Source organism: Natrinema sp. LJW11, from assembly GCF_056135975.1.
In genome coordinates, this window is the sequence record NZ_JBWBDM010000001.1 from 520,101 (window position 1) to 538,107 (window position 18,007).

The following is an 18,007-nucleotide window of genomic DNA, read 5'->3' on the forward strand; positions in this document are numbered from 1 at the left end:
AAGCGACGAAAAGGAACCGGAAGCGGGTATAGAGGAAAACGAGAGACGGAAGACGGCAGGAATTCGTTAGTCCGCGTGCGGGGGACGCGCAGACCGGGGCTCGTCGGCGACCTCGGCCGGCGTGTTGACGAACATCGCGTGCCCGATGATCGTCATCGCGACGAGCGAACCGATCGGCACCGCCGCAGTCAACGAGATCCCCACGACGGTCAGGGCTGCGGTGATACCGAGCAGTGCGACTGGGATGAGGCCGAGAACAATGTCGTAATATCCAGTCATAATGTATCCTATAGTATGGGGAATATCCATATAAGTGTTTCCCATAATCGGCTCGTGGTGGACCCATCCCTAATCGATATCCACAGGGTTGTATCTTCATAACTTATCAGTTGGTTATAAATCGCGTATTTTCACTCGAGTGCGTCTCTTCCCAGTTATGTATGGTATATGTTCTATCGAAACTCACTACGTACGCCGTCAATACGGGAATATCGACCAGTATCGGGATTCAATGATGAATATTCGACTACTCCACGTCGGACCGTTTCGGCGAAACCAAATGAAAATGGCGTGACTTATCGTGACCGTGAGGTGAGTAGGGCGTATCCGAGTCGCCAACCGAGCAGGGCGACGAGCACGGTGCCGGTGATGACGAGCGGAAACGGCCAGGTCGTGCCGCCCTCGAACAGCGGCGACCCGCGAAGCACGAGCCCGACGTTCGCCGCCGCGATCCACGCGATCGCCGTCAGACGAACGCCGTCGGTCCCGATGAGATTGTCGCGCGTGTACACTCCCGCGAGCGCTGCAACGACGATCCAGCCGATCACGAACGGGGCGACCGTCTCGAGCGATGCGAGCGGTTCGGCGATCGGGTTGCCGCCGTGCTCGACGTTCCCGAAGAGAACGAGGCCGACGACGATACCCAGGTCGACGACGCCGATACCGACCCGTTCGCGGTCGATCGATCCGTCTCGGGAGTCGGTCTGAACTGCCGTGTCCATATCGGTACTCGTCGTCGGAGTCATATCGGTTTCCCGATTCCGATCGGGGCGAACGGACCTGACAGGAGCGGAGGAACCCGGCGACGGCGAGCCGCCGAGTACCGTCCAACGGACGGAGCGTCTCCGTGCGAGGGGAACCTCGCACAGTCTAGCGGTCGGCGGATGGCCACTTTGTTATCGCTTCCGTTCAGGGTCGGTCGTCGGACGGCCCGAGGGGAGTTTCGCGAGTAATCAGTTGCTACAGGGACCGATTCAGACGGGCGTTCGGCCGAGACGACGCCGCGAACCGACGCCGATCGTGACTGTCAGCAGAAGAACTAATAAAGGACGAACACGAACGGATGGCGTGATGGCTGTCGTCGGCGACGAACCGGCCGGCTGTGATGGCTGCGGTCGAACGGCTCCGCTCGAAGAACTGACGACAGTGACGATGCCGGACGGCGAACGGGTCGTCTGCTGTCAGCACTGTGAGCCACACGCCAAAGCGGTCGCCGAAGAAGGCGGTTCGCTCGACCAGCGTCGGGACGCGTGCGACGGCTGTACCGGCACGTTCCTTCTGGCCCAACTCGAGGACGTGGTGCTCGACGACGGAACCGTGGTGACCTGCTGCCCGTCGTGTGTCGCGCAGGCTCCAAATCGCGGCGGTAGCGACGGGTCCGATACTGACGGCACTGCCGATGGTACCACGGGCGGAACCACAGCCGTGACCGACTCCGAGCGTTCCACCGAATCGAGTTCGGACGGGGACCGACGACGCTGTAGTCAGTGTCGCGAGCAGGCCTCCGAGGAACTCTTTCGCGTTACCACGATCGACGAGCGCACGGAACGGTTGTGTGTCGACTGCAAGTCCGACGCCGAGGAGCGGGGCATCGTCGCGGCCGTCGAGATGCGAAAGACGAGGGCTCGCGAGGTTCTCGGCGTGGACGCCGGCGCGAGCGACGAGACCCTCCGCAAAGCGTATCACGAGCAGGTCAAACGCGCCCATCCCGACCGCCCGAGCGGGAGCCGGTCCGCCTTCGGGCTCGTCACCGACGCTTACGAGCGGCTTCAGGACGACGATTGACGCTCGATTCCGTCCTCGCGGCCCAGGAATCCGATCGTCGCCGGGTTGAAGTAGTAGGTCGACTCACAGACCGCACACGACGTCGTCAGGTGTTTTCCGTGGCTGTGGAGTTTCCAGAGCTTCGTCTGTCCCTGCTCGAGTTCGAGCGTGACCGGGTGGCCGCAGTCGGGGACCGTACACGGGAATCGGATGTACCAGTTCGGTACCGATAGCGCCCCCAACGGTGCGAGCTCGCTCCGGAGTCGAGAGAGCAAATTGAAGATCGTCACCGAGAGATCCCCCCGATCGATCGTCAGTCCGTCGACGTCGCCGACGTATCCGCGGCGGCTGACTCCCTCGTCACGAAGCGGCACGACGGGGATCCCTTTGGCCACCGCGTAGCCGATTTCCTGATCGATCCACGTGGTATCGGTTGCGTCCTCGGTCAGCACCGCGACGACGACGTCGCTGTTGGCGAGACGCCCCTCGAGCCGCTTTCGCGATCGACCGGACTCGACCTCCTCGAGCGCGAGGTGGACGCCGAACGGGAAGTTCTTGACCGTCGAGAACAGGTCCTGGACGAGCTCGAGATCACCTGGCGCGTGCGAAACGTACACCTGTTCTCCGGTCATTAAATCGTCTACGACAAGAAGGCGCGTGAACCGTTATTAATCTACCTCTGCGACGTATTTAACGGCTATCGTGTTCGCTTTGGTAATTTTTGATGGTGTTCAGCGCGCGCCGGGAAAACTCGAGTTGCGAGAGATCCGAACCGAGGCGCTCGAACCACTCGCGTTCGACGTACCACCAACCGCGGGTCTCCCCGTCGGTCGTCAGCGACGTCACCTCGAGGCGTCCCGGCGTCCACTCTCGTTCGTCGCCGATCGCCAGCAGCGCCCGCACTACCGCGCCGACCTCGTCTCTCGTGATCGCGGGCGATTCGGATACGGTTTCGTACTCGAGTTCGATCCCGGTTCCGTCGGCGACGGGGGGATCGGCTGGTTCCATCCACGCGAACGACGTGACGTAGATCCCGTGGCTCATCAACCGGTTCTCGAGCGCGACGGCCACGGGTCGCTCCCCGGCCGCCGAAGTAGCCACGGATTCGGGCCCGTCGTCGGTCATACCCCCCTCTACGACGGACGGGGAGAAAAGTCGGTCGGCGACGTGCGTTCGCAGATCCGTCTCGAGTTCGCGACCTGGTTCACAGCGGCGCAACGAGGTCCTCGAGGGCCGCTTTCGGGTCGTCGGCCTTCGCGACGCCGCTGGCCAGGAGGACGCCCCCGGCACCGAGATCGCCCGCCGAGACGACGTCCTCGCCCGTACTGATGCCCGCGCCACAGAGGACCGAGACGTCGGAGTCGACGTTCGCGGCGGCGTCGACGGCGTCCTCGACGACGTCCGGATCGGCCTGGCTGACCGGCGTGCCGGTTCCGATGAGTGCGGGCGGTTCGACGGCGACCGCGTCGGGCCCCAACGCGGCGGCAGCGCCGATCTGGGCCGGATTGTTCGCGCAGACGATCGTCTCGAGGTTCGCTCGCTCGGCGGCCCGGACGGCACCGTCGATATCGGCCAGTTTCAGTCGCCGTTCGGAGTGGTTGAGCAGCGTCCCGACCGCGCCCGCGTCGGCGACGGTCTCGGCGAGCGTCTGCCCGGTATTGCTCCCGTGTTCGATCGAGTCGACGTGTTGGGCCCACGTCTCCGCGCCCGTTTCAGCGACCCGCTCGAGGTGGGCCGCCTGCGGCGCGACCGCCAGGCGGGCGTCAGTGGTCTCGTCGACGTCGCGGACGGCTTCCGCGACGGCGATCGGATCGCACGGATACGTCTTCAGGTTAACGAGGACGAACATATCGGCAACCCCACCCGCCCGAAGGAAATAGCTTGCGAGTCCGCGACGCCATCGAGAGCGGGAGCGAGGATTTGATTCAATCCTTGCGCTTGACGACGTCGCCCAGCGTGTAACTTCCCGTCGAGGAGCCGCCGGACCACTCCGAGTCCTCGCCGGAACTCCCCTCGGCGTTCAGATCGATCTCGAGGAAGTTCTCGAGTTTCGTCTGGACGCGATCGCTCGGGAGGGTGTCGCCGCGCTCGATCTTGCGAATCAGGCTGGCCTTCTCGTTGAGTTCGTTCGCGAGATCGGACTGGCTCAGTCCGTTGTTCTCGCGAGCGTTGCGCACCCGCTCGTCGTAATCGGTCGCTAGTTCGTCCATGTCGTCGAACATGTCCGACCGGCGCTGACTCGAGCCGCCCGAACTCGCTGAACCCGCGCTCGAACCGGTGGACTGGCCACCGCTCGACGAGGACGAACTCGAGTCGGTCGAGTACTTCGTCGACGACCCCGAACTCGAGGTCTGTTTGACTTCAGTGCCGAAGTCCGTGCAGTCCGAACACACGTCTAGCTTCGCGCCCTCGACTTTGATGGTTTTCGGGGACGACGTCTCGGCCCCACACATCTCGCACTGAACCATGTCCGTCTCTATATTCCGATGAGGGATAAAGGATGCGACGCGCCATCAATCAGTCAAACGCCCCGTTCAGCCGGTTGAAACGACTATCGCTCGAGGGCGATCCACGAGTAGTAAAATCGCTGCAGTGCCGTCAGGTGGCCGACGACCGCGAGGAAGACCAGCAGCAAGCCGACGAGTGTGAAATCGCCGACGATCGGTCCCGAGAGCGGATAGGCGAGGAAGCCGGCGACGCCGATGATCGCCAGCCGGTCGGCCCGGCCGACGAGCCCGCCGTACACTCGGTCGAGGCCGACGGCCTGAGCCTGCGTTCCGAGATAGGAGGTCATGACGACTCCCGTGACGGCCGCGAAACCGAGCAGGTAGTCCTCGAGCCCCGCGGCCAGCCCGGCGATGACGACGATGTCCGCGTACCGATCGAGGACGTGATCCAGCAGGTCACCGCCGGCCGAGGCGACCTCCTGTTCGCGCGCGAGCGCGCCGTCGACGATATCCAACCAGCCGTTCAGAAAGACCAGCGTCGCCGCGACGGCGTACCAGACCGGATCCTCGAGTCCGCCGAGCGCGAACGCCACCGCGGCTAGAATCGCCATCCCGAACGCGACCACGCTCACGCCGTTGGGCGTCATTCCGACGCGGTCAAAGCCCTTGACGAACGGCTCGAGGAATCGGGAGACGTACGGACGGAACTTGTCGAGCGTCATGTCAGGTACCCCACGTAGTCGACCTCGCCGGCGCTCGGTTCGCGCTCGCCCGCCGCGACCGCTTCGAGTTCGTCCGCGACGCCGGCCGGCTCGCGCTCGGTCGTGTCGATTTCGTAGACGGACTCGAGGCCGTGTTCCTCGACCGCTTCGGATAGAATGACGTCCAGCGCCTCGCTCTCTGCGTTCTCGCGGGCTTTCGCCTCGGTTTCGCCCCGCTCGAGCAACCGCTCCTCGAGCGTCTCCGGATGACACCGCAGAACGGCGACTCGATCGGCGTCGACGTGATGGGAGAGGTGCGATTCGATCACGACATCGTCGCGGCCCGCGACGTGCTCGCCCAATGCGTCGAGATCGGCCACCTTGCTCTCGCGGTCGGCGTCGATCTCGGTGTAGAGTCCCTCCTCCTCGAGCACTCGGTTGAGGTGGATCACCTCGAGAGCCGGCGTCGACGCGTCGTGAGCGTCCGTCACCGCGTCGGCCAGACGGGACTCGAGCAGTTCCGTCGCGGTCGTCTTCCCGGTTCCGGGGGTGCCGGTGACGGCGATTCTCATCGGTCGGCCACCTCCGCGTCCGGATCGTCGGCCTCGTCCGTCGGGTCCGTCTCGAGTCCGAGATCAGCGAGGACGTCGTTGAGCGTCGCGACCGCCCGCTCGGTCTCCTTCTCGGTACCGCAGGTGATGCGGAGACAGCCCGGGAGGCCGAAACTCGAGCAGTCGCGGACGATGACGCCCCGCTGTTGCATTTCCTCGGCGACGGCCGAGGCGTCGCCGACGTCGACGAGGACGAAGTTGCCCTCGCTCTCCCAGACGCGGGCGTCGATGTGCTCGCGCATGTACGCGCGAGACTCGCGAGCGGTCTCGACGGTTCGCTCGACGTGTTCGTCGTCGTCGACGGCGGCGATACCGGCCCGGCAGGCGAGTTCGCTCGCCGCGAAGGGGGTGTTCACGCGAGCGTAGGCGTCGGCCCATTCCTCGGGCACGATGGCGTAGCCGAGTCGAATCCCGGCCAGCCCGTAGGCCTTCGAGAACGTTCGCAGGATCGCGACGTCGTCGCGGGCGTCGAACCCGTCGCGGCCCTCCAGCAGCGCGATGGCGCTGTCCCGGTCGGCGAATTCGCCGTAGGCCTCGTCGACCGCGATTAGCGTCTTCTCGTCGGTTTCGTCGGCGAGCCGTTCGACTTCCTCGAGCGGCATCGTCGAGCCGGTGGGGTTGTGCGGGCTGGTGAGCCAGACGATTCGTTCGCCGTCGTAGCTCTCGAGGACCTCGTCGGCGTCCTGCTCGAAGTCGTCGACCCTCGAGAGTTCGTACTCGGAGACGTCGCCGTGGTGGAACCGGGCGCTCATGCCGTAATACGCGAATCCCGGCGTCGGGACGAGGACGTCGTCCCCCGGCTCGAGGGTCGCTCGGTGGAGGTAGTCGATGGCCCCGTCGCCGCCGTTTGCCAGCCAGACTTGCCCGTCGTCGATGCTCCAGCGGTCGGCGACGGCGCTCGTGAGGTCGGCGTGGGCGGCTTTCGGGTAGGAACTCACGCTCGAGGCCGTCTCGCGAATGGCCACGGCGGCGGCCGGCGAGGGGCCGTGCGGGTTCTCGTTCGAGGCGAGTTTGACGAATTCGGAGGGGGCGCGCCCGAGTTCGCGGGCGACCTCCTCGATGCCTCGACCCGCCTCGTATGCGACGTGATCGGACAGGTCGCGCGGTTGCATACGGGAATCCTGTTTCCCGTGGCTCTTAAGGGTGCTTACATGTGGTCAGTCGGGAGCGACTGACAGTTCACGAACTATCGCGCTTGTTTCCGTCCGACACCGATTCACTCACCCGATCGCCTCGAGCCGTGGCCGCGTTAGCTCGCTCGTTTCAGTATTTGCGGGACGACCGTGATCTCGAGAACTGCGAGACCGAGCACGAGCCATCGCATCGTTCCGTCGAGGAAGGCGAAGGCGACGACCGTCAGTACCGCGGCACTGCTGAGGCCCATACCGTAGCGGATCGCCGGACTGTCGAACGCGGAGGACATACACAGAAATAATTACCCGTCCGATATATTAGTTTATATTTAATTATCGCCGACAGGTAGACTCCGCAAGCCACGATCACCGTCCCTGCAACCGCTCGAGGCGCTCGAGCGAATCCGCATCCTCCGGATCTTTGTCGGACCGAACCCCGACGAACCGCGGGAATCGTAGCGCGTACCCCGACGAGTAGGTCGGCGAGGACTGGATCTCCTCGTAGCCGACCTCGAAGACGACCGCCGGCTCGAGTGCCGATCAATCATCTTTACAACCCCAACCGAACGCCGTCCAGCCGCCATCGGCAGTGAGCACTTCGCCGGTGACGAAGTTGTCTCCCGAAGCGAGGAACTCGACGCAGTTCGCGACTTCGTCCGGCCTTCCGAACCGATCGAGCGGCGTCCGATCTCTGACGTCCTGTTCGTCGAACCCCGTCTCGTCTTGTGCCTGTTCGACCATCTCCGTCATGATGTACCCCGGTGCGAGCGCATTCACGTGGATATCGTGTTCCGCCCACTCGACGGCGAGACACCGGGTGAGATTGTTGACGCCTCCCTTCGTCGTATTGTACGGCGTTCGATCCTGTTGGCCCATACTCCCCATCATACTCGAGATGCTAACGATCTCACCGCCGTCGCCCTGTTCGATCATCCGGGCTCCGGCCGCCTGTGCACAGAAGAAGACGCCCGTCAAGTTCACGTCGACGACCTGTTGCCACTCTTCGGGTGTCATCTCCTCTGCAGGACCGCGGATGTTGATACCCGCGTTGTTTACCAGAACGTCGAGACGACCGAACCGGTCGACCGTTTCATCGATCAAGTTTTCGACGGACGATTTCTCGCTCACGTCGACTTCGACCGCGTGAGCGGTGCCCGCTTTCTCGTCGAATTCGTCGACGACCCGTTCACAGTCGTCGAGCGATCGCGAACAAATAACGACGTTATCGCCGTTTTCCACGAATCGCTCCGCGATACTCCGTCCTAATCCTCTCGTCGAGCCCGTTACGATAACCGTTCGCGTATCCGGTTTACTGGCCATGGTATAATCGATCCCCATGCAAATATCCTTAATTATTTTGATAACGGGCGAATATAACGGTAGTTCGTGTGGATGACACTCGAGACGAGTTCTACGCTCCGTTCGGGGAACGAATCGAGCGACTCGTCCCCGTCGTTCAGTGGCCGCGTAGTCGCTCCAGTCGCTCGAGCGAGTCCGCGTCGTCCGGATCCTTGTCGTGACGCACGCCCTGAAACCGCGGGAACCGCAGTGCGTACCCCGACGAGTACGTCGGCGAGGACTGGATCTCCTCGTAGCCGACCTCGAAGACGACCGCCGGCTCGAGCTCTACCTCCTGGCCCTCTTCGGCCGCGATGTGCGGCTCGAGCAGCTCCGTCAGCTCCGCGAGTTTCTCGTCGGTGATCCCGGTCGCGACCTTGCCGACCGTCTCGAGGTCATCTTCGGCCCGTACCGAGAGTTCGAAGGTCCCGAGGAAGGTCGCGCGCCGCCCCTCTCCCCACTCCGCACCGGTCACCACGCAGTCCAGCGTCTCCACGTCCGGTTTGCGTTTGCGCCAGTGTTTCCCGCGCCGGCCCGGCGAGTACGTCGAGTCGGGATCTTTGAGCATGATCCCCTCGTGGCCGGCCTCGAGGGCGTCGGCGTCGATCGACTCGATCTCATCGGGGTCGTCGGTGCGCCAGAGCAGCGAGAGGCCCTCGATATCCTCGTCGGCTACGGATTCGGGGTCGGAATCGGCGTCCACCAGCACCGATCGGAGCCGATCGTGGCGCGTCGTCAGCGGCTCTGCGAGCAAGTCCTCCCCGTCGGCGTGCAGACAGTCGAAGAAGACCGGCCGGACCGTCACGTCTTCGCGGGCCTTCGCGACGTCGTGTTTCCGTCGAAAGCGTTTGAGCACCTCCTGAAACGGCAGCGGCGAGCCGTCCTCGTCGATCGCGACGACCTCCCCGTCGAGGATCGTGGGCTCCTCGAGCGTCTCCTCGGCGAACTCGACCACTTCGGGGAGCGCGTCGGTGACGTCTTCCATGTTCCGCGAGAAGACGCGCGTCTCCGCCTTCCCGTCCCGATCGGCGCCGACGGGATCGTGGTGCAACTGAATCCTGGCCCCGTCGTACTTCCACTCGACTCCGACCTCCTCCCACTCCTCGAGCGCGTCGGTCACCGTCCCCGCCTGGGCGAGCATCGCCTGGACCGGCCGGCCGACCGCGAGGTCCAGAGCGTCGAGCCCCTCGACCCCCTCGTCCCGCGCGATCCGGGCGACCTGCCCGTAATCGTTCGAGACTTGCAGCGCGCGTTCGACCCGATCTTCGGGGACGTCGAAGGCCTCAGCGATCGAATCTCGAACCGTCCCCTCGCCGACGCCGATGCGCATCTCCGAGAGCACGATCCGGGCGAGGTAGCGCGCCTCCTCGCTCGAGCAGCGGTTGAACAGCCCGAAGAGCAAGTCGACCTTGCGGTCCTGACTGCCCGCGCCTTCGGTATCGGCGAGGGCCTCGAGGGTGTCGTAGACCTCGCGAACGGTGAGGTCACCGCTACCATCGCCACTAGAGTCGTCAGCGCCACCGCCGGTGAACGCACCAAGTCCCTGCTGGCCGCCGAACTCGTAACTCGCCGCCACGTCGCCGATTTCGCCGATCTCCGCGAGGCGGTCCTCGACGTCGTCGCTGCTCACGTTCGTCCCCGCTGCGCGAGCGATCGCCTCGTAACACGCGCTCGGTCCGATATCGAGCGTCGTCGAGTCCCAGGCCGGAAACACTCGTCCCTGTGCGAAACGCGCGACGATCTCGAGGGTCCGCGGTTCCACCGCATCGTCCGCGGAACGTCGTTTCTCGCTCTCGTCTCCCGCTTCGGCGAGCAGCTCCCGAACGTGAGCCACGATCTCGAGGTCGGCGGGTTCGGCGTCGATCGTCCCGGCGCGGTCGGCGAACGTGGCGAACTCCATCGGCCGTCTGTACCGCTGCGGGGGGTAAAACGGTTCTGAGACCGAGCCGGAACCGCGACTCGAGAAACGTGCTTTCAAGGCGTTTGCGCGCGGACCCCGTGGTATGCCAGAGGAGGAACTCGCCGCGCGGGTCGCTGACGTCCTCCGGGTCGATCCCGACGACTTCCGGGAGCGGGCCGAGTCGGACGCCGAGGTGATCAAAGACGCCGTCGAGGAGGGGGTGTTCGACAACCCGCAGGCGATCGTCGGCCTCGAGTACGAGTTCTACGCCGTCAAGGCCGACGACTGTACGCTGCGGCGAGTCCCGCGCCGACTGCTCGAGCTGATCGGCTTCGAGAAGGAGCTCGGACTCCACAACGCCGAGATGACGACGAGTCCGCAGCCGCTGAACGCCCACGGACTGCGGGCCCAGGAGTCGGAGGTAAAGTCCAGATTACGGACGGCGCTGGACGTGACCCAGTCCGAGCGGATGCGGCTGGTGAGCGACGCGCTCTGGACGATCCCGCCGGAGGGCGAGGCGGCGAGCACCTATCTCACCGACAGCGTCGAACGCACGACGACCGCGCCGGACGGGACGGAACGCACCGTCCGCATCGCGACGAACATGAGCGATTCGGCCCGCTACCACGCGATGGCTAACACGGCCCAGGCCGACTCCGCGGGGATGTGCATCGACGCGCCGCACGTCTCGCTGCAGGACGATACCGTCATGCCAGAGAGCCTCATCACGTCGATCCAGCCCCACTATCAGGTTTCGCACGCTCCCGACCTCCCCGACTACTTCAACTACGCTCTCCGGGTCGCGGGACCGCTACTCGCGCTCGGCGTCAACTCCCCGTTCTTCCCCGCCGATCTGTACGACGAGGACGCGACCGCCGACGAAATCCTTCGAGATGCCTGGATGGAACACCGGATCAGCGTCTTCGAGACCGTCCTCAACGATCCCACCACGGGGGAGGGAAAAGTCCGCTTCCCGCGCGACCTCGCGGACGTCGACGAAGCGATCGAGCGGATCGCCGCCGACGATACGATCGTCCCCATGCCGGTCGAGGCGGGCGAACGCTTCGACGACCAGTTCCCCCACTTCAGCCGCAAACACGGCACCTACTGGCGGTGGATCCGGCCGGTTTTCGGCGGGCCGACGCGCTCGGCCGCCAACGCTCGCATCGAGTTCCGGCCGATCCCCGCCCAGCCCACGGTCCGCGATTCGGTTTCCTTCCTCGCAGCCTTCGCCGGGCTGATGGAGAGCCTGACCCGCCTCGAGCACCCCGTCGTCGAACTCGACTGGCAACTCGCCCGCGAGAACTTCTACGCCGCGATGGTCGACGGCCTCTCGGCCGACCTGAACTGGATCACCAACGACGGCAAGGAGACCACCGACTGCCTCGCGCTCTACGAGGACCTGCTGGCCCACGCCGAGGACGGACTGACCAACCGCGGGCTGAGCGAGGAGGAGGCCGCGAAGTACCTCTACCCGCTCCGGCGCCGCGTCCGCCAGCGGGTGACGCCGGCCAGCTGGAAGCGCGAACAGGTGCAAGCGGCGCTCGAGGACGGTGCCGACCTCGCCGAAGCCATCGAGGGAATGCAACAGCGGTACGTCGCTCGGCAGTCCGAGACGCTGCTCGAGGGGAGCTTCGCGGACTGGATCGGCGACTAACGCCTCGAACGCGGCGTGGCGTGTGAAAAAGGATTACCGGGCCGGTTCGACGTTCTGATTCATCCGGAACAGGTTGTCCGGGTCGTATGTCGTTTTGACCTCGCTCAGCCGATCGTAGTTCTCGCCGTACCCGAGGTCTTCCTCGCCTTCGTCCTCGCTGATGAAGTTCACGTAGACGCCCCCGGTCGCGTACGGGGCCATCGCGTCGAAGAACTCCCGGGACCACGCGATGCACTCGTCGTCCATTCCGGGATCTTCCCAGCGGGTGTGGACGTTCATCCCGTACTCCGCGTCGCGGTGCGGGAACGCCGTCGCGTCCGACGGCACCCGTCCCATCGCGCCGCCGATCTGTCCGAAGAAGATCTCGGACAGCGGTGACGGGAGCCGTCGCGCGTAGTCGACGACGGTATCGATCGCGTCGTCCGGAATCGAACTGAAGTTGTGCGACTTCCAGTAGTTGCGAGCGCCGTCGGTCAGCAGCGGATCGAACGCCTGCTGGAACTCGGCGTACCGGTGTGGGCCGACGACGTCGGCGATCGGCTCACCGTACTCCCGAACGGGGGCCAGCACCGCTTCACCCTCGTCGATATCACCGGCGTAGAACGGCACTACGACGATGACGTCCTCGCCGTGGACGTCCTCGGGGAGGAACGGCAGCGGCGGCGCCTTCCGGAGGACGACCCAGACGGTCGATTCGTCCGGCGCGTCCTCGTTGAAGTCCCGAACGTGTCGGAGGACGGCCGGCGCGTCCGCGCCGCGATAGACGACCATTCCGGCCAGCACCTCCGGACCGACCTCGTGAAGGTCGAACTCGAACGACGTGACGACGCCGAAGTTCCCGCTGCCGCCCCGAAGCCCCCAGAAGAGATCCGGGTTCTCGGCCTCGCTCGCGTGCCGCAGTTCGCCGTCCGCGGTGACGATATCGACCGACCGCAGGTTATCCACGGTCATGCCGAACTTGCGAGTCAGCCAGCCGAACCCGCCGCCGAGCGTGAGCCCCGCGACGCCCGTCGTCGAGTTGATTCCCAGCGGCGTCGCGAGTCCGAACGCCTGCGCCTCGTGGTCGAAGTCCGCGAGCGTCGCGCCGGGCTCGACTCGAGCCGTCCGGTCCGCCGGATCGACGCGAACCGACCGCATCGCCGAGAGATCGAGCATCAGTCCGTCGTCACAGACCGCGTTTCCCGCGATGTTGTGTCCGCCGCCGCGAACCGCGAGGAGTAGATCGTGCTCCCGGGCGAAGGTCACCGCCGCGATCACGTCCGACACGCCCATCGCTCGAACGATGAGTGCCGGTCGCTTGTCGATCATCCCGTTCCAGACCGCTCGAGTCTCGTCGTAGTTCGGCTCCTCGGGACGGAGCAACTCCCCGTGGAGTCCCTCGCCGAATCCGTCTAGTACTCCGTCGTCTACGTGTGTGGTTGTGACTGCCATTGTCCCTCAGTATTCGTACGCCTCGCTCGGAGATATAGTTATACATAATTAATAATTAAGATATGATGCCGGTCGGGACACACTCGAGATCCGGCACATCGACGGCCGGAACGGGAGTGACTGACTTCCCTGAAAATCGCACGATCGGCAGCCCCGAAAACTGATTCGATCGGTGCGCTTCCGACATATCTGCCGAACGGATCGTCGTGTTGGATAGACTACTATTTTATCTCCGATGGACTCGTATCGTGCTACATGGGAACATTAAACAAACACCGTGGCGAGGCCGCGCTCGAAGAACTTCCGGACGACGCCGTTCGGGCCCTCGTCACGCGATTTCACGGGGACGTACTGCGCCCGTCCGACGAGGAGTACGACGATGCTCGAGCCGTCTGGAACGGAATGATGGATCGGTATCCCGCGCTCGTCGCGCGCTGTTCCGATGTCGCCGACGTCGTCGCGGCCGTGACCTTCGCCCGCGACCACGACCTGTTGCTCTCGGTGCGGGGCGGCGGGCACAACGTCGCCGGGACGGCCGTCTGCGACGGCGGGATCGTGGTCGATCTCGCGGAGATGAACGGCGTCCGGATCGACCACGAGAAGGGGACCGTGCGCGCCGAAGGCGGGGCGACGCTGGGCGACGTCGACCGAGAAACGCAGCGCTTCGGCCTCGCGACGGCCCTCGGCGCGGTTTCTCAGACCGGGATCGCCGGCCTGACGCTCAACGGCGGCTACGGCCACCTGAGCCGCGAGCACGGGCTGGCGCTGGACAATCTGGTCAGCGTCGATATCGTGACGGCCGACGGCCAGGTGCGAACCGCCAGCGAAGAGCGGAACGAAGACCTGTTCTGGGCGGTCCGCGGCGGTGGCGGCAACCTCGGCGTCGTCACGTCGTTCGAGTACGCCCTCCACGAGGTCGGCCCGGAAGTGTACGCGTTCTTCGTCTGGTTCCGCGGCGACGACGCCGACGCGGCGTTGGCGGCCTTCCGCGAGTGGACCGAGACCGCGCCCCGAAACGCGGGCGTCCTCGCCTTTACCGCCCACGTCCCTGAGCTCGAGGAGTTCCCCGAGGAGACGTGGGGCGAGCCGACCGTCGCGTTCCTCGGCTCCGCTCGCGGCGACCTCGAGGAGGCGCCGGCGGTCTACGACTCGCTTCGCGAGGTCGCGACGCCAATCGCCGACATGAGCGGGCCGATAGCCTACGTCGACCTGCAGTCGATGCTCGACGAGGACTACCCGGACGGGCTGCGGTACTACTGGAAGTCGGTCTTCCTCGAGGAACTCACCGACGAGGTCTTCGATCTCATGGGCCGGTACAACGAGTCGACTCCGTCGGCGCTGTCGACGATCGACTGCTGGCACCTCGGCGACGCGGTCGCCGACGTGCCGCGGGACGCGACCGCGTTCTGGCACCGCGACAAGCCGTACATGCTCACCGTCGAGGCGAACTGGGAGGAGCCCGGTGACGACGACGCGAACGTGAACTGGGCCCGCGAGTTGTTCGCCGACGTGCAGGCGCTGCCCGTCGCATCGGGCCGCTACGGTAACTTCCCGGGGATGAACGAGGACCCCGCGAAACTGCTCTACGGCGAGAACTACGACCGACTGGTCGATGTCAAGACGGAATACGACCCGGACAACCTGTTCCGATCGAACGCGAACGTCCCGCCGCGGACGACCGGTGCCTGAGGGCATCGGCCGCGCGAACCGGCCGAAAGCGATTAAGTAGCCTCGCTCGAGAGTTGTGCGTATGGTAACCTTCCTCTCCGGGGGCACCGGAACGCCGAAGCTGTTAGACGGCGCCGCTGCCGCGTTCTCGCCGGAGGAGACCACGGTCGTCGCCAACACGGGCGACGACATCGAGCTCGGCGGGCTCTTCGTCTCGCCGGACGTCGATACGCTGCTGTTTCAGGGTGGTGGGATCCTCGACCGCGAGACGTGGTGGGGAATCGAGGGCGACACGCATCGGACGAACTCGGCGCTCCTGGACATCGCGTCGGCCGCCGGACTGCCGGAGGGACCGCAGTACCTCTCCGAGGAGAAACAGACCGACGGCCGACGGCTCGCGAACTGGCGGCGCTTTTCGGGGGTCGCCGAGTTTATGACCATCGGCGACCGCGACCGAGCGGTCCACATCACGCGGACGAGTCTCCTCGACGAGGGGAAGACGTTGAGCGAGGCGACCGAGCGGCTCGCGAGCGCGTTCGGACTCACGATCGATCTCTTTCCGATGAGCGACGATCCGGTCGCCAGCCTCGTCCACACCGACGAGGGCCTCATGCACTTCCAGGAGTACTGGGTCGCCCACCGGGGCGAGCCGACCGTCGACACCGTCGAGTTCCGCGGCTCTTCGAAGGCCGAGCCGGCGCCGGGCGTGCTCGACGCATTGTCCGACACCGTCGTCATCGGCCCGTCGAACCCGGTCACCAGCATCGGTCCGATGCTCGCGCTGCCGGGTGTGGCGGACGCGCTCGCCCAAGCGACCGTGATCGCCGTTTCGCCGTTCCTCGGCGACGACGCCTTCTCCGGGCCCGCCGGCGATCTCATGGCGGCCGTCAACGCGGCGCCCAGCACCGATGGACTCGCGACCGCCTACCCGTTCGCGGACGCCTTCGTGATCGACGAGAGCGACGACGCGGACTTCGACCGGCCGACGATTCGAACCGATATCAAAATCGACTCCCGCGAGGACGCCGGACGCGTGATCCGTGCGGTCACCGACGCGATCGATCGCGTGAGCTGAGATGACCGGACACGTCCCGTTCGCGCCGCCGCTCGCGCTCGCGAGCCTCAGCGGCGAGGCCGACGCCGACTGGGCGCGAGCCGGCGCTGACTACGCGGGTGTCGCGTTTCTCGGCGGAATCGCACTCGACGCCGACTCGAGAGCGGCCGCACGCGACCTCGTCGAACGCGATCGGAGCGAGTTCCTGCCGGACGATCCGCTCGCGTTCGTCGACCGCGAACTCGAGTCGCTCGCGGACGTGCCGATCCGGCCGGCGTTCAACGTCCGGAGCGCGACCGCCGAACCGATTGCGGAGGCCGCTCGCGTCTGTCGGGATCGGGACGCCTTCCTCGAGATCAACGCTCACTGCCGACAGGACGAACTCTGCGCCGTCGGCTGCGGTGAAACCCTCTTGCGAGACGCCGACCGGCTCGCGGAATACGTCGAGCGAGCGACCGAGACGGGCGCAACCGTCGGCGTGAAGGTCCGCGCCGAGGTTCCCGGCGTCGACCTGTCGGACCTGGCCCGGGACCTCGAGCGCGCGGGGGCCAACTTCGTCCACGTCGACGCGATGGACAGCGAACCGGTCATCGCCGACGTTGTCGACGCGACCGAGCTGTTCGTGATCGCCAACAACGGCGTCCGGGACGACGAGACCGTCCGCGAGTACGTCGAGTACGGTGCCGACGCGGTCAGCGTCGGCCGTCCCAGCGACAATCCGAGAGTGCTCGAGCGGGTTCGCGCGGCCGTGGATCGGCAGTTCGGGCTCGAGACGATCAGTTAGTAGCTCTCGAAACCGGCGACACCATTCGCGGCGGTGGTCGTTTAATCGGTCAGTCTCGGTGAGGAACGTCCCTTTCGGACGAGATGAACGGCAATCGTCGGTCGGAGAGCCGGTTCAAAGGGACCGATAATAGCCGTTAGTCACCGTGGTATTTGCTTCGCAGTCGAGTAACGTACTGCCGATCCCACCCTTTCGTCTCGCCGTAGTACGTCAATGCAGCATTTACGTACCGACTATCGAGGATTCCGTGCTCGGCTAGCACGCACAGAACGTGTGGAGTCGTGAACAGCGTATTCCGGTTATCGAGTGCTAAGGAAACGAAGAGATAGTTCGTGGCGTTAAATTCATCGGTAACGAACATCGAAGCGGGAAGCTCGTTCGCTAGCCAGATTCCGTGTGATTCGCCAGTATCAAGCCCGTAAGCGAGTGGATCATCGAGTTCATCGTCTACCTCGTGAGTGGTCAGATGATGCGAGGCCTTTAGAACCGTGTCCGCGGCTGCCGCAAGTAAATCGCCACTCCCCGCTGCCTCACCGACTTCCCCGAGGACGCTCGATGGAACGTGGACGTCGTACGCCGTGAGAACGACCTTGAGCGGGTCTTCACCCGTCGGCGCCCGGGACCGCCCGTCAACGACCGGTGTTGCGAGGTTCAGGAGGACGTTCGTATCCACGACGACGATCGGCTTCTCCTCCATCGCTACGTGCGCGTCTCTGCATCATCCGACTCCTCATTCGGCGTCCATTCCGCAATCGCGCTCTCGTAGAACTCTTCCTGCGGCGGAAGATCGGCATCCATCCGCGGTTCGGGTGGGTCGCGGTCCAACGATGCTCGCAGTAGCTTCATCCGCATCGCTTCTTCCGTCCCGAGAACCGATTCGACGACGTCGAACTCGATCTGGTCGGCGTAATACGCTTCGCTGAGTCTCCGCCGAAAACCGTCATCGGTGGCGAGATCGTCGATCTCGTCCCGTAAGGCATCGATGAGTAGTTGCGTTCGGGAAACATCGAGAAGGTCGGCGATAGTGTCGACCCGCTCGACCAGCGACGCAGGGGCGTTGAAATCGACCCGGGTTTTCTTCTCCGCCATCACGTCTATGTGTAGGTCCTACACATGAATAAATCCGACGGTGAATCGTCGCAAACCGGTGGAGATCGCTCCCCCGAGGCGATCGGTCGAGCCGAAGAACTCAGGACGATATCGACGTGTTAAATCGAGCACCTAGTGCTGCCAATTCGTC

Annotated in this window: 20 protein-coding genes and 1 pseudogene; 5 read left to right on the forward strand and 16 right to left on the reverse strand. The window is 64.9% G+C overall.

Features of this window, described 5'->3' with window-relative positions; all coding sequences use genetic code 11:
- Positions 1 to 66: 66 nt before the first annotated feature.
- Together AC0QDI_RS02510 and AC0QDI_RS02515 are read right to left on the reverse strand one after the other, a co-directional pair.
- The gene (locus AC0QDI_RS02510; RefSeq protein ID WP_226041891.1) at positions 67 to 279 is read right to left on the reverse strand and encodes a DUF8015 family protein; all 213 of its coding nucleotides are present in this window, start codon (positions 277 to 279) and stop codon (positions 67 to 69) included.
- 296 nt (positions 280 to 575) lie between these two features.
- Entirely contained in the window at positions 576 to 1,001 is a 426-nt protein-coding gene (locus tag AC0QDI_RS02515; protein ID WP_474664932.1) for a DUF3054 domain-containing protein, read from the reverse strand.
- Positions 1,002 to 1,350: 349 nt separating this feature from the next.
- On the opposite strand from AC0QDI_RS02515, the gene AC0QDI_RS02520 reads away from it, so the two are divergent.
- On the forward strand, positions 1,351 to 2,064 hold the full coding sequence (locus AC0QDI_RS02520; RefSeq protein ID WP_474664934.1) for a J domain-containing protein: 714 nt from the start codon (positions 1,351 to 1,353) through the stop codon (positions 2,062 to 2,064).
- Here the strand turns inward: AC0QDI_RS02520 and AC0QDI_RS02525 are convergent.
- The 11 genes and pseudogenes from AC0QDI_RS02525 to ligA form a co-directional block, all read right to left on the reverse strand.
- Positions 2,049 to 2,675: a toll/interleukin-1 receptor domain-containing protein gene (locus AC0QDI_RS02525; RefSeq protein ID WP_474664936.1), complete on the reverse strand. Its 627-nt coding sequence runs from the start codon at positions 2,673 to 2,675 to the stop codon at positions 2,049 to 2,051. The two genes, AC0QDI_RS02520 and AC0QDI_RS02525, sit on opposite strands and share 16 nt — an antisense overlap.
- A 58-nt stretch (positions 2,676 to 2,733) precedes the next feature.
- Entirely contained in the window at positions 2,734 to 3,168 is a 435-nt protein-coding gene (locus AC0QDI_RS02530) for a DUF8159 domain-containing protein (protein WP_474664938.1), read from the reverse strand.
- A 79-nt stretch (positions 3,169 to 3,247) separates the two neighbouring features.
- Complete coding sequence (gene tpiA / locus AC0QDI_RS02535; RefSeq protein WP_474664940.1) at positions 3,248 to 3,892, reverse strand: triose-phosphate isomerase; 645 nt, start codon at positions 3,890 to 3,892, stop codon at positions 3,248 to 3,250.
- 76 nt (positions 3,893 to 3,968) lie between these two features.
- The gene (locus AC0QDI_RS02540) at positions 3,969 to 4,511 is read right to left on the reverse strand and encodes a multiprotein bridging factor aMBF1 (protein WP_474664941.1); all 543 of its coding nucleotides are present in this window, start codon (positions 4,509 to 4,511) and stop codon (positions 3,969 to 3,971) included.
- A gap of 83 nt (positions 4,512 to 4,594) precedes the next feature.
- Entirely contained in the window at positions 4,595 to 5,212 is a 618-nt protein-coding gene (locus AC0QDI_RS02545; RefSeq protein ID WP_474664943.1) for a CDP-alcohol phosphatidyltransferase family protein, read from the reverse strand.
- On the reverse strand, positions 5,209 to 5,763 hold the full coding sequence (locus AC0QDI_RS02550; protein ID WP_474664945.1) for an adenylate kinase family protein: 555 nt from the start codon (positions 5,761 to 5,763) through the stop codon (positions 5,209 to 5,211). The genes AC0QDI_RS02545 and AC0QDI_RS02550 overlap by 4 nt, the downstream gene beginning before the upstream one ends.
- Entirely contained in the window at positions 5,760 to 6,914 is a 1,155-nt protein-coding gene (gene hisC, locus AC0QDI_RS02555; protein ID WP_474664947.1) for a histidinol-phosphate transaminase, read from the reverse strand. Before hisC ends, AC0QDI_RS02550 begins: the two co-directional genes overlap by 4 nt.
- 137 nt (positions 6,915 to 7,051) lie before the next feature.
- Positions 7,052 to 7,225, reverse strand: coding sequence for a hypothetical protein (locus AC0QDI_RS02560; protein ID WP_474664949.1), 174 nt, complete (start codon positions 7,223 to 7,225; stop codon positions 7,052 to 7,054).
- A gap of 76 nt (positions 7,226 to 7,301) precedes the next feature.
- A pseudogene (locus AC0QDI_RS02565) lies at positions 7,302 to 7,469 on the reverse strand (ATP dependent DNA ligase); the annotation flags it as partial.
- Between the two features lie 6 nt (positions 7,470 to 7,475).
- A complete protein-coding gene (locus tag AC0QDI_RS02570; protein ID WP_474664951.1) occupies positions 7,476 to 8,255 on the reverse strand; it encodes an SDR family NAD(P)-dependent oxidoreductase in 780 nt (259 codons plus the stop codon).
- Positions 8,256 to 8,391: 136 nt separating this feature from the next.
- Complete coding sequence (ligA, locus tag AC0QDI_RS02575; RefSeq protein WP_474664953.1) at positions 8,392 to 10,173, reverse strand: ATP-dependent DNA ligase LigA; 1,782 nt, start codon at positions 10,171 to 10,173, stop codon at positions 8,392 to 8,394.
- 103 nt (positions 10,174 to 10,276) lie between these two features.
- Between ligA and AC0QDI_RS02580 the strand changes: the two genes are divergently transcribed.
- Positions 10,277 to 11,830: a glutamate-cysteine ligase family protein gene (locus AC0QDI_RS02580; RefSeq protein WP_474664955.1), complete on the forward strand. Its 1,554-nt coding sequence runs from the start codon at positions 10,277 to 10,279 to the stop codon at positions 11,828 to 11,830.
- Positions 11,831 to 11,863: 33 nt separating this feature from the next.
- On the opposite strand, the gene AC0QDI_RS02585 is transcribed toward AC0QDI_RS02580, so the two are convergent.
- Entirely contained in the window at positions 11,864 to 13,261 is a 1,398-nt protein-coding gene (locus tag AC0QDI_RS02585; protein ID WP_474664957.1) for an FAD-binding oxidoreductase, read from the reverse strand.
- Positions 13,262 to 13,516: 255 nt separating this feature from the next.
- On the opposite strand from AC0QDI_RS02585, the gene AC0QDI_RS02590 reads away from it, so the two are divergent.
- The 3 genes from AC0QDI_RS02590 (at position 13,517) to AC0QDI_RS02600 (ending at position 16,767) form a co-directional block, all read left to right on the forward strand.
- Positions 13,517 to 14,950 carry an FAD-binding oxidoreductase gene (locus AC0QDI_RS02590; RefSeq protein ID WP_474664959.1) on the forward strand — a complete coding sequence of 478 codons (1,434 nt, stop codon included), beginning with the start codon at positions 13,517 to 13,519 and terminating at the stop codon, positions 14,948 to 14,950.
- Positions 14,951 to 15,011: 61 nt separating this feature from the next.
- Positions 15,012 to 16,004, forward strand: a complete 993-nt coding sequence (cofD, locus tag AC0QDI_RS02595; protein WP_474664961.1) for a 2-phospho-L-lactate transferase — start codon at positions 15,012 to 15,014, stop codon at positions 16,002 to 16,004.
- 1 nt (position 16,005) lies between these two features.
- A complete protein-coding gene (locus AC0QDI_RS02600; protein WP_474664963.1) occupies positions 16,006 to 16,767 on the forward strand; it encodes a tRNA-dihydrouridine synthase in 762 nt (253 codons plus the stop codon).
- A gap of 136 nt (positions 16,768 to 16,903) precedes the next feature.
- On the opposite strand, the gene AC0QDI_RS02605 is transcribed toward AC0QDI_RS02600, so the two are convergent.
- The gene (locus AC0QDI_RS02605; RefSeq protein ID WP_474664964.1) at positions 16,904 to 17,464 is read right to left on the reverse strand and encodes a hypothetical protein; all 561 of its coding nucleotides are present in this window, start codon (positions 17,462 to 17,464) and stop codon (positions 16,904 to 16,906) included.
- Between the two features lie 2 nt (positions 17,465 to 17,466).
- Positions 17,467 to 17,856, reverse strand: coding sequence for a hypothetical protein (locus AC0QDI_RS02610; RefSeq protein WP_474664966.1), 390 nt, complete (start codon positions 17,854 to 17,856; stop codon positions 17,467 to 17,469).
- Positions 17,857 to 18,007: the final 151 nt, after the last annotated feature.

Coding starts and splice junctions, on each gene's coding strand:
- AC0QDI_RS02510 (WP_226041891.1), bottom strand. CDS start 279: ATGACTGGATATTACGACATTGTTCTCGGCCTCATCCCAGTCGCACTG.
- AC0QDI_RS02515 (WP_474664932.1), bottom strand. CDS start 1,001: ATGGACACGGCAGTTCAGACCGACTCCCGAGACGGATCGATCGACCGC.
- AC0QDI_RS02520 (WP_474664934.1), top strand. CDS start 1,351: ATGGCTGTCGTCGGCGACGAACCGGCCGGCTGTGATGGCTGCGGTCGA.
- AC0QDI_RS02525 (WP_474664936.1), bottom strand. CDS start 2,675: ATGACCGGAGAACAGGTGTACGTTTCGCACGCGCCAGGTGATCTCGAG.
- AC0QDI_RS02530 (WP_474664938.1), bottom strand. CDS start 3,168: ATGACCGACGACGGGCCCGAATCCGTGGCTACTTCGGCGGCCGGGGAG.
- tpiA (WP_474664940.1), bottom strand. CDS start 3,892: ATGTTCGTCCTCGTTAACCTGAAGACGTATCCGTGCGATCCGATCGCC.
- AC0QDI_RS02540 (WP_474664941.1), bottom strand. CDS start 4,511: ATGGTTCAGTGCGAGATGTGTGGGGCCGAGACGTCGTCCCCGAAAACC.
- AC0QDI_RS02545 (WP_474664943.1), bottom strand. CDS start 5,212: ATGACGCTCGACAAGTTCCGTCCGTACGTCTCCCGATTCCTCGAGCCG.
- AC0QDI_RS02550 (WP_474664945.1), bottom strand. CDS start 5,763: ATGAGAATCGCCGTCACCGGCACCCCCGGAACCGGGAAGACGACCGCG.
- hisC (WP_474664947.1), bottom strand. CDS start 6,914: ATGCAACCGCGCGACCTGTCCGATCACGTCGCATACGAGGCGGGTCGA.
- AC0QDI_RS02560 (WP_474664949.1), bottom strand. CDS start 7,225: ATGTCCTCCGCGTTCGACAGTCCGGCGATCCGCTACGGTATGGGCCTC.
- AC0QDI_RS02570 (WP_474664951.1), bottom strand. CDS start 8,255: ATGGCCAGTAAACCGGATACGCGAACGGTTATCGTAACGGGCTCGACG.
- ligA (WP_474664953.1), bottom strand. CDS start 10,173: ATGGAGTTCGCCACGTTCGCCGACCGCGCCGGGACGATCGACGCCGAA.
- AC0QDI_RS02580 (WP_474664955.1), top strand. CDS start 10,277: ATGCCAGAGGAGGAACTCGCCGCGCGGGTCGCTGACGTCCTCCGGGTC.
- AC0QDI_RS02585 (WP_474664957.1), bottom strand. CDS start 13,261: ATGGCAGTCACAACCACACACGTAGACGACGGAGTACTAGACGGATTC.
- AC0QDI_RS02590 (WP_474664959.1), top strand. CDS start 13,517: ATGGGAACATTAAACAAACACCGTGGCGAGGCCGCGCTCGAAGAACTT.
- cofD (WP_474664961.1), top strand. CDS start 15,012: ATGGTAACCTTCCTCTCCGGGGGCACCGGAACGCCGAAGCTGTTAGAC.
- AC0QDI_RS02600 (WP_474664963.1), top strand. CDS start 16,006: ATGACCGGACACGTCCCGTTCGCGCCGCCGCTCGCGCTCGCGAGCCTC.
- AC0QDI_RS02605 (WP_474664964.1), bottom strand. CDS start 17,464: ATGGAGGAGAAGCCGATCGTCGTCGTGGATACGAACGTCCTCCTGAAC.
- AC0QDI_RS02610 (WP_474664966.1), bottom strand. CDS start 17,856: ATGGCGGAGAAGAAAACCCGGGTCGATTTCAACGCCCCTGCGTCGCTG.